Raw genomic sequence first — 12,142 nt, 5'->3', positions numbered from 1 at the left:
AGGTACGCACGCGATGACCGTCACCCTGTCGGACGTGGCCGCCCGCGCCCGGGTCTCCCCCGCGACCGTCTCCCGCGTCCTCAACGGCAACTACCCGGTGGCCGCCTCGACGCGGGAGCGGGTCCTCAAGGCCGTCGAGGAGCTGGACTACGTCCTGAACGGGCCCGCCAGCTCGCTCGCCGCCGCCACCTCCGACCTGGTCGGGGTGCTGGTCAACGACATCGCCGACCCCTTCTTCGGGATCATGGCGAGCGCGGCGCAGAGCGCGATCGGCGAGGGCGCGTCGGGGCGGGCGGGCGGCGAGAAGCTGGCCGTCGTCTGCAACACCGGCGGCTCCCCCGAGCGCGAGCTCACCTACCTCACGCTGCTCCAGCGGCAGCGCGCCGCCGCCGTGATCCTCATGGGCGGCTCGCTGGAGGACCCGGAGCACCTGGCCGCGACCGCCGCCAAGCTGGCCCGGATGGCCGAGGCCGGGACCCGGGTCGTGCTGTGCGGGCGCCCGCCGGTGCCCGGGGACGCGCACACTGCCGCGCTCGTCTTCGACAACCGCGCCGGGGGCCGCGTGCTCACGCGCCACCTGCTCGGCCTCGGCCACACGCGGATCGGTTACGTCGCGGGCCCGGCCGACCGCACCACCACCCGGCACCGCCTGGAGGGCCACCGGGAGGCCCTCGCGGCGGCGGGCGTCCCCGAGGGCCCGACCGTCCACGGCCCGTACGACCGCGCCGCCGGCCACGCGGCCGTCGCGGAACTCCTCGCCCGCGACCCGCACCTCACGGCGATCGTCGCCGCCAACGACACGGTGGCCCTGGGCGTCTGCGCGGCCCTGCGGGAACGCGGCCTGTCGATCCCCGGCGACGTCTCGGTGGCCGGCTTCGACGACCTCCCCTTCTCGGTCGACGCGGTCCCGGCACTGACGACCGTACGGCTCCCGCTCCACGAGTCGGGGGTACGCGCCGGACGCCTGGCGATGGCCACGGAGGAGGCCCCGGCCGACGGCACGGAACAGGTCCCGGGCGAGCTGGTCGTACGCGACTCGACGGCGGCGCCGCGGGGGTAGACGCCACTACCGTGGTGACGACTTCGAGACCCTCGAAGGGCGCGAGATCGTCGTGGAGACCGACGGGTTTCCGCGCGCCGAGGACTGAGTCACGCGGCGGCGGGGTCCAGGCCCGTCGCCGTCAGGATCGCTTCGACCGTCTCGTCGATCGTCTGGGTGGCGTTGTCGATCCAGACGGCCTGGTCGGGGAGTTCGGCGCGCATGGCCTCGTCCAGGAAGGCCCAGTTGGTGGTGAGGCGCTTGTGGCGGGCGTTGTTGCGCTCCCATGCCGTGGCGGGGCCGGGGGCGAGGATCACCACGTGGAGGGGGACCGTGCCCATCTGGGACCGGTAGAAGTCCAGGTGGGAGCGGCGGACCACGACGTCGTCCAGGACCGGGAGGAAGCCGGCGGCGGCGAGGCTGCCCGCCAGGAGGCAGGCGTTGCGGGCGCGCAGGAGGATCTGGCGGTCCGCCTCCGGGTCGCCGTCGGGGGTGGGCCAGTGGCCGCCGCTGACGATCAACTCCTGGAGGTGGTCGACCTCGATGTGCGCGGCGCGGGCGAAGCGGGCCGCGAGGGCGGCCGAGACGGTCGACTTGCCGCTGCCGGGGATGCCCGCGAGGAGCAGCGCGCCGGGCGCGGGGACGGGGGCGTCGACGGTCACGTTCTCGAAGGTCATGCGGGCCTTTCCTCGCCGGTGGGACCCCCGGACGATACGGGGACGGGCGCCTCCCGCACCAGGGATTTCGGGGCCGTCGCGGTCCGTCCGGGGGTCAGCGACGCCAGCGCCACGCCGCCGACGAGCAGCGCCGCCGCCACCCAGCGCAGCGGGCTCACCGACTCGCCCAGGAAGAGCGCGGCCGAGGACATGCCGAAGACGGGGACGAGGAGGGAGAAGGGCGCGACGGAGGAGGCGGGGTGACGGCGCAGCAGCCAGCCCCAGGCGCCGAAGCCGAAGACGGTGGTGATCCAGGCGACGTACAGGATGACGCCGGCGCCGGTCCAGTCGAGGGCGCGCAGCGCGGCCAGGTCCCGCTCGGGGCCCTCCAGGAGGAGGGAGAGGGCCAGCAGCGGCAGGACGGGCACGGTGCTGACCCAGACCATCCAGTTGAGCGGGTCGGGCGGGGCGGCCTTGCGGGTGAGGACGTTGGAGACGCCCCAGCAGGCGGCCGCCGCGACGACCAGGACGAAGCCGGTGACGGGCCCGGAGGTGCCCTCGTCGACGGCGGCGACGCCGATGCCCGCGAGGGCGACGGCCATGCCGAGGACGGCGGTCCCGGCGGGCCGCTCGCCGAGCGCGGCGAAGGCGAAGAGGGCGGTGAAGACGGCCTGCACCTGGAGCACGAGGGAGGAGAGCCCGGCGGGGGCGCCGAGGTCCATGCCGGTGAAGAGGAGCCCGAACTTGGCTACGCCCAGGGCGAGTCCGACGGCGACGATCCACTTCCAGGCGACCTTGGGGCGGCCGACGAGGAAGACCGCGGGGAGCGCGGCGACGAGGAAGCGGAGGGCGGAGAAGAGCAGCGGGGGGAAGTGGTCGAGGCCGATCTCGATGACGACGAAGTTGACCCCCCAGACCGCGGCGACGAGCGCGGCGAGGGCGATGTGTGCGGGGCGCATGGAAGCGAGCATGACCGCCCGTGACCGTGTAGCACCAGCACGGATTCCTTCATGGTTGGATGAAGCACCGCTACATCCGGACCTGCCTCTCGGAGGTTCCCGTGCTCGACCTCGGCCGGCTGCGCGCCCTGCACGCCGTCTCCGTCCACGGCAGCGTCGGCGCCGCCGCGACGGCCCTCGGCTACACCCCGTCGGCGGTCTCCCAGCAGATCGCGAAGCTGGAGCGGGAGACCCGTACGACCCTGCTCGAACGGAGCGGACGCGGCGTCCGCCTCACCGACGAGGCCCGCCAACTGGCCGCCACCGCGCGGCAGTTGCTCTCCCTCGTGGAGGAGGCGGAGGTGCGGCTGGAGGAGCGGCGCGGGCTGCCCGCCGGGCGGCTCTCGATCGGCTGCTTCCCGTCCGCCGCGCGCGGTCTCATGCCCCGGGTGCTCGCGGACCTGGCCCTGCGCCATCCCGATCTGGACGCCCGGCTGACCGAGGTGGACCCGCACCTGTCGGTGGACCTGGTGGCGCGCGGGGTGCTCGACCTGGCGGTGGCGCACGACTGGGACATCGCGCCGCTGCCCGCGCCGCCCGGGGTGGAGCAGGCGGTGATCGGCGACGACGGCTGCGACATCCTGGTGCACCGGGACCATCCGCTGGCGGCGCGCACGGCGGTGCGGCGGGAGGAGCTGGCGGACGAGCGGTGGATCTCGCAGCCGCCGGGGACGGTCTGCCACGACTGGCTGGAACGGACGCTGCGGTCGACCGGCGTGGAGCCGCTGATCGTCCATCAGGCGGAGGAGAACCACACGCAAGTCGCGCTGGTCGCGGCCGGTCTCGGCATCGCGCTCGTCCCCCGGCTCGGGCGCGGCGGGCTGCCGCCCGAGGTGGCGCCGCTGCGGCTCGACCCGGCGCCGACGCGGCGGCTGCACGCGCTGTGGCGGGCGGGCGCGGCGCGGCGCCCGGCGATCCGGGAGACGGTCCGTACGCTCCAGGAACTGTGGCCCTCGATCGCGTCGGCCGCCTGAACCGGGACGGACCTCACTTCTCGGCCCTCTCTTCTCGACTCTCTCTTCTCGGCCTTCTCGGCGATTCGTGCGGGAATCCTTGACCTGGTAGTTACTTTCAGACTATCCGTTCACCTTGGCAGTTTCTTTCACCTCTGCGTGCCACCCCGACTGCCACCCCTCGCTGTCACCCCTGCACGGCCGGAAGGAGCACCAGTGCCCCACCCCGCCCCCACCCGCCGCACCCTGCTCGCCGTCACCGCCGCCGCGACCGCCGCGGCCGTCACCGGAGCCGCGGCCCCCGCCGCCGCCCACGGCCCCGCCGCCCGCGACGCCCGCACCGAGGAGCGGCTCCGCCGGATCATCGGCCGGATGTCGCTGGAGGAGAAGGTCGGCCAGGTCTTCGTCTCCCGGGTGTACGGCCACTCGGCCACCGCCCCCGACCAGGCGGACGTCGACGCCAACCTCCGGGAGCTCGGCGTCCGCACCGCCGCCGAGCTGGTCGAGCGCTACCACCTCGGCGGGATCATCTACTTCGCCTGGGCCCACAACACCCGCGACCCGCAACAGATCGCGGCACTCTCCAACGGCCTCCAGACGGCCGCCCTCGCCGGGGGCACCCCGATCCCCCTGCTGATCTCCACCGACCAGGAGCACGGCATCGTCTGCCGGGTCGGCGAGCCCGCGACCCTGCTGCCCGGCGCGATGGCCCTCGGCGCGGGCGGCTCCCCCGCCGACACCCGCAAGGCGGCCCGGATCGCGGGCTCCGAACTGGCCGCCCTGGGCATCCGGCAGAACTACGCCCCGGTCGCCGACGTCAACGTCAACCCGGGCAACCCGGTCATCGGCGTCCGCTCCCTCGGCTCCGACCCGCGCGCGGTCTCCGGGCTCGTCACCGCCCAGATCCGCGGCTACCAGGGGGCCGGTGTCGCGGCCACCGCCAAGCACTTCCCCGGGCACGGCGACACCGCCGTGGACAGCCACTACGGCCTGCCGGTGATCACCCACACCCGCGAGCAGTGGGCCGAGCTGGACGCCCCGCCGTTCCGGGCCGCGATCGCCGCCGGGATCGACGCGATCATGACCGCGCACCTGGTCGTGCCGGCGCTCGACCCGTCCGAGGACCCGGCCACGCTCTCGTACCCGATCCTCACCGGCGTGCTCCGCGAACAGCTCGGCTACGACGGGGTGGTGGTGACCGACGCCCTCGACATGCAGGGTGTGCGCACCAAGTACGGCGACGACCGGGTGCCGGTGCTCGCCCTCAAGGCCGGGGTGGACCAGCTGCTCAACCCGCCGAAGCTCGACGTCGCCTGGAACGCCGTCCTCGGAGCCGTACGCAGCGGGGAACTGACCGAGGAACGCCTCGACGAATCGATTCTTCGGATCCTGCGGCTGAAGGCCCGGCGCGGCCTGTTCTCCGACCCGTACACGACCCGGAAGGACGTGGACGCGACCGTCGGCACCCCCCGGCACCTCGCGGAGGCCGACCGGATCGCCGAGCGGACCACCACGCTGCTGGTCAACGAGGACGGCTTCCTGCCGCTGAGCCCCGCCTCGCACGGGAACGTCCTGGTCGTCGGCGCCGACCCGGCCTCCCCGTCCGGTACGACGGGACCGCCGACCGCCACCCTCGCGGGGGCCCTGCGCGAGCTGGGCTTCACGGCGACCGCGCTCTCCACCGGGATCACCCCGACCGCCGCCCGGATCGACGAGGCGGTGGCCGCCGCCGAGGGCCGGGACGTGATCGTGGTGGGCACGTACAACCTCTCGGCGACCAGCCCGCAGCGCACGCTGGTGGCGCGGCTGGTGGCGACCGGGGTTCCGGTGGTGACGGTCGCCATCCGCAACCCGTACGACGTCGCCCGGACCTCCGGGCAGCGGGCCGCGCTCGCCGCCTACTCGTGGACCGACGTGGAACTACGCGCCGCCGTACGGGTGCTGGCCGGGCGGGCCAGGCCGCGCGGGCGGCTGCCGGTGCCGGTGCGGAGCGCCGAGGACCCGGCGGTGACGCTCTACCCGGTCGGGTTCGGCCTCAGGTACTGACGGGGGCGGGGTGCGGCTCCACGCGGGGCCGCACCCCACCGGCGGGGCTACGGCCGCAGGCCGTGCTCCTTCGTCACGTCCTCGTCCACCGGCCGGTCCAGGCGGGCGTCGAAGGCGGCCAGCGGCTCGGCCGCCGCGACGGCGGGGGCGTCCACACCGGCCCACGCGAGGATGCGGGCGGTGGCCTTCTCCCGCTCGGCGTCGACGAGTCCGGCGACGTTGGCGCCGTGGTTGCCGCCGGGCGCGTAGTAGACGTAGCTGTCCCGGGCGCCCTTGCCGAGGCGGAACGGTTCCGCGCCCCACGGGTCGTTCTCGCCGTAGACGAAGAGCATCCGGTTCGCGTTCTTGCGGTCCCAGTTGTCCACGTCGCGCATGACCCACGGCTTGAACCGCATGGGGATCTCGCGCGGCACGAAGTTCGAGGCGGGCTGGTAGCCGTAGCGGCTCAGCCCGGCGAGGTGCGGCTGCTTGATGCTGGGCGAGCCGAGCTCGGTGGCCGCCTGGTAGTAGTACGGCGTGTAGTACTCCAGGCCCTGGTCGGTGTACGCGGCCCAGCCGGCGTAGGCGTCGATCGTCTCGTAGACGGCGTCGTCGCTCGCGCCCTTCGCCTCCGGGATCGTGCCGCAGACGTCCTCGCCGTAGTACTGCCAGAAGCCCCAGACGAAGTCGAGGACAGTCGCCTCCCACGCCTTGTCGAGCGAGCCGACCGTGTTGAAGGTGGCGCCCTCGGCCGCCGCCCAGGTCTTGAACTTCTCCTGGAGCGGGGCGCGGCGGAGCAGGGCCTCGCGCTGCATCGAGTTCAGGCGGTCGCGGCACTCCTTGGTGCCGACGTTGGCGAAGAACCGGTCGTAGGCCGAGTCCTCCTTGTTCACCACGTCGTTGGGGGCCACGTAGGCGACGACGCCGTCCATGTCGCGCGGGTAGAAGCGCTCGTAGTAGGTGGCGGTCATGCCGCCCTTGGAGCCGCCGGTGGAGAGCCAGTTCTCGCCGTAGACCCGCTTCAGCGCGGTGAAGATGCGGTGCTGGTCGGTGGCGGCCTGCCAGATGTCGAGCTTGGACCAGTCGGCGGGCGCCGGGCGGGACGGCGTGAAGAAGCGGTACTCCATGGAGATCTGGTTGCCGTCGATGATCCGGGTCGGCTCCGCCCGGCTCGGGGTGGTGCTCAGGCCGTAGCCGCTCGTACGGAAGACGGTGGGGCGGTCGGTGCCCTTGTGGAGGACCGAGATCCGCTGCTGGAACGTGCCGGCCCACGGGCGCTTGTGGTCGATCGGCTGCTCGTAGTTCAGGACGAAGAAGCGGTAGCCGGCGTACGGCTTCTCCTCGATCAGGCTCATCCCGGGGATCGCCAGGAGGCGGTCCTTGATGTCCTGGCTCCGCACGTCTACGGCGGTGCCGACGATGCCGGCGGACTCCGTCTCCGCGGCGGTGGCGGTGGCCACGCCGGTGGAGCCCACGGTGCCTATGAGCACCGAAAGCGACAGCATCAGTCTCAGCGACTTACGCATGCACCCTCCCATGATTCACAACGGTGCCGTGAACCTAGCGGGGTGAACGTCCGGGCCGCCAGACCCGGTTGAGCCTTACCTCTGTATCAGCACAGGATCCAGCCGGTGGTGGTGGAGCGTCCGGAGACGGTCGCCGAGGCACGCACGCAGCGGTTGAGGGCGTGCACGGTCACCGGCCCGGCCTGCCGGCCCCAGCGCCCGCTCACGACGGCCGCCCGCCCGCCGCGCGGCTGGAGGGTGACCTTCATGGGGCGCGGCGCGCCGGGCCGCTTGGCGAGGACCAGCGCGCAGGCGTAGTGGCGGGTCCGGTACAGGCGCAGCTCGCCGGTGGCGAAGGAGACCGTGCGGGCGGGCCGCCCCTGACAGACCGAGACGGCGTCGGCCGTCCCCGCGCCGGGCCCGGCCAGCGTCAGCAGCCCGGCGGCGAGGGCCAGGACGAGGGCGTATGCGACGGGGTGCACGCGCGCGCGTGCGAGGCCCCGCCGGAGCGCGGCGAACGGGCCCGGCTTCCGGGCCTCCCCGCGCGCGTGGCCCCGGCGGACGGACGCGCGCGTGCGCCCGGCGGACGGTCGGACCGCAGTGCCTCCGGACATGCCCGTTCCTCCCCCGCTCCGCCTGTGGCCGTACACGCTTACGACGTCCCCGACGCCCGTACGGTTGCCCACGTGAGCCGGGTCACCCCCGGTCACCCGGCGAAGTAGCCCATCACGAGGCCGAGAAAAGTCAGCTCGGCGCCGATCAGCGTCCACAGCGCGGCCCAGCGGGCGGGGGTGGGCGGGGCCCCGTCCGGGACGGTGAGCGCCCTGATCCAGGCACCGCCCGCGACGACCAGCGTGGCGGCGTAGAGCCAGCCGGGGACGTCGCCGCACGTCCCCCGCATCACGCACTCCGTACCGCTCTCGGACGCGAGCGCGAGCACGACCCCGAGCAGCGTCGCCGGCAGGAACAGCAGCCCGGCCCAGAGCGCGCACCTGCGCAGGGTGCTGGCGGGGAGGGGGGTGGGCGCGGAGGCGGGGGCGGGTGCGGGGGCGGAGGCGGGGGTGGGTGCGGGGGCCGGGTCGTTCATGGTCTCGATCCAACCCGTTCCGCCCGGGCCCCGTCATGAGCCCCCGTACTCAGATCGCGGCCGGTTCCTCCTCCGGGTCCGTCTCGCCTATGAAGGTGCGCCACAGCGCCGCGTAGCGGCCGTCGCGGGCGAGGAGTTCGGCGTGGCTGCCGTCCTCGGCGACGCGGCCGTGGTCCATGACGACGACGCGGTCGGCGCGGGCGGCGGTGGTGAGGCGGTGGGCGACGATCAGGGTCGTACGGCGGCCGGAGAGCCGCTCGGTGGCGGCGTTCACCTGCGCCTCGGTGGCCAGGTCGAGCGCGGCCGTGGCCTCGTCGAGGAGGAGGACGTCCGGGTCGACCAGCTCGGCCCGGGCCAGGGCGATGAGCTGCCGCTGGCCCGCCGAGAGGTTCCGGCCGCGCTCGGCGACCTCGTGGAGGTAGCCGCCGTCCAGGGTGGCGATCATGTCGTGCGCGCCGGCCGCGCGGGCCGCCGCCTCCACCTCGGCGTCCGTGGCGCCGGGACGCCCGTAGGCGATGGCGTCGCGGATCGTCCCGGCGAAGAGGTACGCCTCCTGGGGGACGACGCCGAGCCGGTGCCGGTACGAGGTGAGGTCGAGGTCCCTGAGGTCGGCGCCGTCCGCGGTGACCCGGCCCGAGGTCGGGTCGTAGAAGCGGGCGACCAGCTTGACCAGGGTCGACTTGCCGGCGCCTGTCTCGCCGACGAAGGCGACGGTCTGACCGGCGGGGATCCGCAGGTCGATCCCGGCGAGGGCGGTCTCCTCGCCGTCGCCCGACTCGCCCCCGTACCCGAAGGAGACGTCCTCGAAGGCGATGTCGCCGCGCAGCGACGGCACCTCGCGGGGCGCGTCGGCCTGGGCCGTCGACGTCGGCTCCTCCAGGAGTTCCCGCATGCGGCCGAGCGAGACGGCGGCCTGCTGGTAGCCGTCGAAGACCTGGGAGAGCTGCTGGACGGGGGCGAAGAACAGGTCGATGTAGAGGAGGTAGGCGACGAGCGCGCCGGTGGTGAGGGTGCCGGCCTCGATCCGGTTCGCGCCGACGATCATGACGGCAGCGGCGGCGCCCGAGGACAGCAGGGTGACGAACGGGAAGTAGACCGAGATCAGCCACTGCCCGCGCACGCGCGCGTCCCGGTACGCGTCGCCCCGCTCGGCGAACCGCGCGGCGCCCGACCGCTCCCGGCCGAACGCCTGGACGATCCGGAGACCGGCGACGGACTCCTGGAGGTCGGCGTTGACCACGCTGATCCGCTCGCGGGCCAGTTCGTACGCCTTCACGCTGGAGCGGCGGAAGTAGTACGTGGCGACGGCGAGGAACGGCAGGGTCGCGAAGACGACCAGGGCGAGCTGGAGGTCGAGGACCAGCAGCGCCACCATGATCCCGAAGAAGGTGACGACCGAGACGAAGGCGGTGACCAGGCCCGTCTGGAGGAAGGTCGACATGGCGTCGACGTCCGTCGTCATCCGGGTCATGATCCGGCCGGTCAGCTCGCGCTCGTAGTAGTCCAGGCCGAGCCGCTGGAGCTGGGCGAAGATCTTGAGGCGGAGGGTGTAGAGGACCCGCTCGCCGGTGCGGCCGGTCATCCGGGTCTCGGCGGTCTGCGCGACCCACTGCACGAGGACGGTGACGAGCGCGAGCGCGGAGGCGGCCCAGACGGCGCCGACCGCGAGCCGGTTCACGCCCTCGTCGATGCCGTGCCGGATGAGGACCGGCAGGAGCAGGCCCGCGCCGGCGTCGAGCGCGACCAGGCCGAGGCTGATCAGGAGGGGCGTGCCGAAGCCGCGCAGCAGCCGGCGGAGCCCGTAACCGGTCTCCGGCTCGACGGCGCGGGCCTCGTCCACGTCCGGGGTGTCGGCGGCGGGCGGCAGGGCGGCGACGGCGGCGAGCAGCTCGGGGGTCGCCCCGGCGGCCGCGGCCTCGCGGCCGGCGGTCTCGTCGCGTACCCACAGGGCGGGGGTGATGCCCCGCTCGGCGTCGAACTCGGCGTCCAGCTCGGCCCTGAGGGCGTCCTCGTCCGCGCGGGCGGCGCCCGCCTTGGTGACGTGTCCGGGCGAGACGCCGCCCAGCTCGTCGGGGTCGGTGAGGAGGCGGCGGTAGAGCGCGGAGCGCTCCTCCAGCTCCTCGTGGGTGCCGAGGTCGGCGAGCCGCCCGCCGTCGAGGACGGCGATCCGGTCGGCGAGGCCGAGGGTGGAGCGGCGGTGGGCGATGAGCAGGGTCGTACGGCCCGCCATGACGGCCTTGAGGGCCTCGTGGATCTCGTGCTCGACCTTGGCGTCGACGGCGGAGGTGGCGTCGTCGAGGACGAGGAGGCGGGGGTCGGTGAGGATCGCGCGGGCGAGGGCGACGCGCTGGCGCTGCCCGCCGGAGAGGGTGAGGCCGTGCTCGCCGACCTTGGTGGCGTAGCCGTCCGGCAGCTCGGCGATGAAGCGGTCGGCGCGGGCGGCCCGCGCGGCGGCCTCGATCTGCTCGTCGGTGGCGTCGGGGACGCCGTACGCGATGTTGGCGCGGACGGTGTCGGAGAAGAGGAAGGAGTCCTCGGGGACGAGGCCGATCGCGGCCCGCAGCGACTCCAGGGTCAGCTCGCGGACGTCGTGGCCGCCGACGAGGACGGCGCCGCGGTCGACGTCGTAGAAGCGGGGCAGGAGGAGGGAGACGGTCGACTTGCCGGATCCTGAGGAGCCGACGAGGGCGACGGTCTCGCCGGCCCGCAGCTCCAGCGAGAAGCCGTCGAGGACGGGCCGGTCGCCGGAGTAGCCGAAGGTGACGTGGTCGAACTCGACGGTCGCGGGGGCGTCGGCGGGCAGCTCCTTGGTGCCGTCCTCGATGGCGGGCTCGGTGTCGATCAGCTCGGCGACCCGTTCCACGCCCGCGCGTGCCTGCTGGCCGACGGTGAGGACCATGGCGAGCATCCGGACCGGGCCGACGAGGGAGGCGAGGTAGGCGGAGAAGGCGACGAAGGTGCCGAGGGTGATCTGGCCCTTGTACGCGAGCCAGCCGCCGAGCGCGAGGACGGCGACCTGGCCGAGGGCGGGGACGGCCTGGAGGGCGGGGGTGTAGCGGGAGTTCAGCCGGATGGTGCGCAGCCGGGCGGCGAACAGCTTCCGCCCCGCGTCCCGGATCTTCCCGGTCTCCTGGTCCTCCTGCCCGAAGCCCTTGACGACCCGGACGCCGGTGACGGCGCCGTCGACGACGCCGGCGACCCCGGCGGCCTCCTGCTGGGCGGCCCAGGTGGAGGGGTGGAGCCGGGTGCGGCTCCGCTTGGCGATCCACCACAGGGCGGGGGCGACGGCGAGGGCGACGAGGGTGAGCGGGATCGACAGCCAGGCCATGACGGCCAGGGAGATGACGAAGAGGAGGATGTTCCCGATCGTCATCGGGAGCATGAAGAGCAGGCCCTGGATGAGCTGGAGGTCGCTGGTGGCGCGCCCGACGACCTGTCCGGTGGACAGCTCGTCCTGTCGCCGCCCGTCGAGCCGCAGGATCGTCCCGTACATGTCCTCGCGGAGGTCCCGCTGCACGTCGAGCGCGAGCCGCCCGCCGTAGTAGCGGCGCACGTACGTCAGCCCGTAGACGAGCACGGCGGCGCCGAGCAGCAGCCCGGTCCACACGCCGAGGGAGCGCGTCCCGGCCCCGATCACGTCGTCGATGATCACCTTGGTGATGAGCGGCACGAGCGCGAGCAGCGCCATTCCGGCCAGCGACGAGCCCAGCGCGAGCACGACGTCCGCCTTGTACCGCCAGGCGTACGACCACAGCCGCCGCGCCCACCCCTGTTGCTGCTGCCCCACCACCGCCACGTGGCGCCTCCCGTCCGTCCAGGTCTACCGGAAGGCCACAACGTGCCCGACGTGCGATTTCATCCCGCCGCAACAAAGACGGG

General features: G+C 73.9%; 9 protein-coding genes. 3 read left to right on the top strand and 6 right to left on the bottom strand.

Features of this window, described 5'->3' with window-relative positions; all coding sequences use genetic code 11:
• Window positions 1–13: 13 nt before the first annotated feature.
• Window positions 14–1,060, top strand: coding sequence for a LacI family DNA-binding transcriptional regulator (locus tag ACFXMG_RS32380; RefSeq protein WP_383829201.1), 1,047 nt, complete (start codon window positions 14–16; stop codon window positions 1,058–1,060).
• An 89-nt stretch (window positions 1,061–1,149) separates the two neighbouring features.
• On the opposite strand, the gene ACFXMG_RS32375 is transcribed toward ACFXMG_RS32380, so the two are convergent.
• Window positions 1,150–1,716 carry an AAA family ATPase gene (locus ACFXMG_RS32375; protein ID WP_383829204.1) on the bottom strand — a complete coding sequence of 189 codons (567 nt, stop codon included), beginning with the start codon at window positions 1,714–1,716 and terminating at the stop codon, window positions 1,150–1,152.
• Window positions 1,713–2,654, bottom strand: a complete 942-nt coding sequence (locus ACFXMG_RS32370) for an EamA family transporter (RefSeq protein WP_383829207.1) — start codon at window positions 2,652–2,654, stop codon at window positions 1,713–1,715. Before ACFXMG_RS32370 ends, ACFXMG_RS32375 begins: the two co-directional genes overlap by 4 nt.
• Before the next feature lie 101 nt (window positions 2,655–2,755).
• Between ACFXMG_RS32370 and ACFXMG_RS32365 the strand changes: the two genes are divergently transcribed.
• Together ACFXMG_RS32365 and ACFXMG_RS32360 are read left to right on the top strand one after the other, a co-directional pair.
• The gene (locus tag ACFXMG_RS32365) at window positions 2,756–3,667 is read left to right on the top strand and encodes a LysR substrate-binding domain-containing protein (RefSeq protein WP_383829239.1); all 912 of its coding nucleotides are present in this window, start codon (window positions 2,756–2,758) and stop codon (window positions 3,665–3,667) included.
• 195 nt (window positions 3,668–3,862) lie between these two features.
• On the top strand, window positions 3,863–5,692 hold the full coding sequence (locus tag ACFXMG_RS32360; RefSeq protein ID WP_383829210.1) for a glycoside hydrolase family 3 protein: 1,830 nt from the start codon (window positions 3,863–3,865) through the stop codon (window positions 5,690–5,692).
• 47 nt (window positions 5,693–5,739) lie between these two features.
• Here the strand turns inward: ACFXMG_RS32360 and ACFXMG_RS32355 are convergent, their stop codons facing one another.
• The 4 genes from ACFXMG_RS32355 to ACFXMG_RS32340 all read right to left on the bottom strand — a co-directional run bounded on the left by ACFXMG_RS32355 (window position 5,740) and on the right by ACFXMG_RS32340 (window position 12,059).
• A complete protein-coding gene (locus tag ACFXMG_RS32355) occupies window positions 5,740–7,197 on the bottom strand; it encodes an aminopeptidase (protein ID WP_383829213.1) in 1,458 nt (485 codons plus the stop codon).
• A gap of 86 nt (window positions 7,198–7,283) precedes the next feature.
• Window positions 7,284–7,790, bottom strand: coding sequence for a hypothetical protein (locus ACFXMG_RS32350; RefSeq protein ID WP_383829216.1), 507 nt, complete (start codon window positions 7,788–7,790; stop codon window positions 7,284–7,286).
• Window positions 7,791–7,882: 92 nt separating this feature from the next.
• Window positions 7,883–8,263: a hypothetical protein gene (locus tag ACFXMG_RS32345; RefSeq protein WP_383829218.1), complete on the bottom strand. Its 381-nt coding sequence runs from the start codon at window positions 8,261–8,263 to the stop codon at window positions 7,883–7,885.
• Window positions 8,264–8,312: 49 nt separating this feature from the next.
• Complete coding sequence (locus ACFXMG_RS32340) at window positions 8,313–12,059, bottom strand: ABC transporter ATP-binding protein (RefSeq protein ID WP_383829221.1); 3,747 nt, start codon at window positions 12,057–12,059, stop codon at window positions 8,313–8,315.
• Window positions 12,060–12,142: the final 83 nt, after the last annotated feature.

Source organism: Streptomyces sp. NPDC059201, from assembly GCF_042754585.1.
Classification (GTDB): Bacteria; Actinomycetota; Actinomycetes; order Streptomycetales; family Streptomycetaceae; genus Streptomyces.
This window is presented reverse-complemented; position numbering and strand designations above follow the sequence as displayed.

Excerpts from the sequence above, each read along its gene's own strand:
- ACFXMG_RS32380 (WP_383829201.1), top strand. The coding sequence starts at position 14 with ATGACCGTCACCCTGTCGGACGTGGCCGCCCGCGCCCGGGTCTCCCCC.
- ACFXMG_RS32375 (WP_383829204.1), bottom strand. The coding sequence starts at position 1,716 with ATGACCTTCGAGAACGTGACCGTCGACGCCCCCGTCCCCGCGCCCGGC.
- ACFXMG_RS32370 (WP_383829207.1), bottom strand. The coding sequence starts at position 2,654 with ATGCGCCCCGCACACATCGCCCTCGCCGCGCTCGTCGCCGCGGTCTGG.
- ACFXMG_RS32355 (WP_383829213.1), bottom strand. The coding sequence starts at position 7,197 with ATGCGTAAGTCGCTGAGACTGATGCTGTCGCTTTCGGTGCTCATAGGC.
- ACFXMG_RS32350 (WP_383829216.1), bottom strand. The coding sequence starts at position 7,790 with ATGTCCGGAGGCACTGCGGTCCGACCGTCCGCCGGGCGCACGCGCGCG.
- ACFXMG_RS32345 (WP_383829218.1), bottom strand. The coding sequence starts at position 8,263 with ATGAACGACCCGGCCCCCGCACCCACCCCCGCCTCCGCCCCCGCACCC.